Raw genomic sequence first — 1,697 nt, 5'->3', positions numbered from 1 at the left:
GCTGACTTGAAAAAGTAAATTCCAGTGAAAAAGTAAATTCCACCGCTCTTTTAAAAGTTGCTTATAATCTAGTGATTTTTAAGAAGAAAAGCGGAATCTATGCTATAATACAAGTAATCTATGGCGAAATTTTCTGTTTTTCTGTATGGCAAACAAGCTGCTGGAGGTCGGTGTGCACGACTAAATTCCACCAGCCACATTTGAAAAATGTGAAAAGTTTACTTCCAGTCTGACAGCAGATTTCTTCATGGGTTAGTGGTTATAGCGGATCAGCTTAGGTGTTAAGATGACTTTGTCAGGGTCAATACGCCTAAGCTGAAATGCTTTTAAGGCGTCTTTCCCAAAAGCCTCCAGGGCGACATCATACGGTGTACGCCCATTCAAACTCTCCCGCGGTGTTGAGTTGATGTGGCTGGTGATTAGATTCACATCCCATTGAGTCAGGAATTCAAAGGTAGTTCGTTTCGGCAGTATCATGCGGAGCATGGTGTGTGCCTGTTCAATGCCGCCTTTCTGTCCGCTTCTCATGGGATCACAGTAATAAATGTTGGTTCTCTGGATACCGGTAACACCGGTTTCGAGAGAATCAGGATCACCGAATTCAGCGCCTCTGTCGGTGAGGATATATTCAAACAGAGTCAGGAAATCGAAGGTACCAAAACGCTTTTCTAAACGGTCCAAAACGAGTCGTACAGATCCTTCCGTATTCCGGTTCATGAGGAACGCAAGAAACAGCTTTTCCCTTGTAAAAAAGAAGGTAAGCAGTGTTTTAGAGGAACCAACAGCGGAGTGGACGGTGTCCATCTCTACAAAAGATTCCAGGTGCAACTGTTGAAAATCAGCGTAAGTTCTGCCATTAAAGACACGGCGGTCAGATATCTGTGATTTATGGACTTTTCTGGGTTTAAACTTCACTTTACGTTTCAGATCAACGTTTCTGGCAGTCAGAAGTCCCATATCAAGGTAGTTGTAAACGCTGCGGACGGAAAGATTCAATTCCGGATGGTTTGCAACGATCTGGTAAGGAGACTGGCCCTGATCGATCAGAGGAGTGATGATCTTATCCTTTTTGTGGAGTTCCTGTCTGGTCATAGCGATTCCAGACCTGGAATCCTTGAGACACTCCCGGTATTTCCGATCAGCGAACCTGGCATTGTAGGTATATTTGTGGGCAATCGTACAATGATTGATCTTTTTACTGCATCCATTGCAGACGTAGGGAGCCCGATCAAGTTTGCTGCAGCGTTCTTTTTGAAAATCCGGACAGGTCTGGTTACAGGTGGGACAGGAAGCACATTTAACGCCGCAAAGAAGGATCTTATTGCAGGCATTCGTTTTCTTACAACGGAAACGCTTGGTACAGAAGTTCTTCGCATTAAGAAAAGTCCCTTTGTGAAACCAATCGGAGGCTCTTCTGGCCTTCACTTCTTTTGAAATCGTAGTAGGGTCCTTACAGAGAAAGCGGGCAATATCTTTAAAGGATGTACCCTTATCCAGTTCATTCTGGATATAGATACGATCCTCTATGGTGAGATGCTTCTGGTTGCCTGGGATATATTTACTCATAGTCAAACTCCTTCTACTGCTGTCAGAAGGACGATTAAAGTATCATATCAGTATGCATGAGTAAATATCAACTGTGCAAGAGTAAACTCCACCGCCCTTTGGAGAAGTGGAATTTAAATTTTCATTTTAGG

Annotated in this window: 1 protein-coding gene; it reads right to left on the bottom strand. The window is 43.4% G+C overall.

What is annotated here, in order from left to right; all coding sequences use genetic code 11:
- Positions 1-252: 252 nt before the first annotated feature.
- On the bottom strand, positions 253-1,566 hold the full coding sequence (locus GPK90_RS02145) for an IS30 family transposase (protein WP_215702035.1): 1,314 nt from the start codon (positions 1,564-1,566) through the stop codon (positions 253-255).
- Positions 1,567-1,697 lie beyond the last annotated feature (131 nt).

It is taken from the genome of Clostridium sp. MCC344 (genome assembly GCF_018785365.1).
In the GTDB taxonomy this organism is placed as follows: Bacteria; Bacillota; Clostridia; order Lachnospirales; family Lachnospiraceae; genus Pilosibacter.
This window is presented reverse-complemented; position numbering and strand designations above follow the sequence as displayed.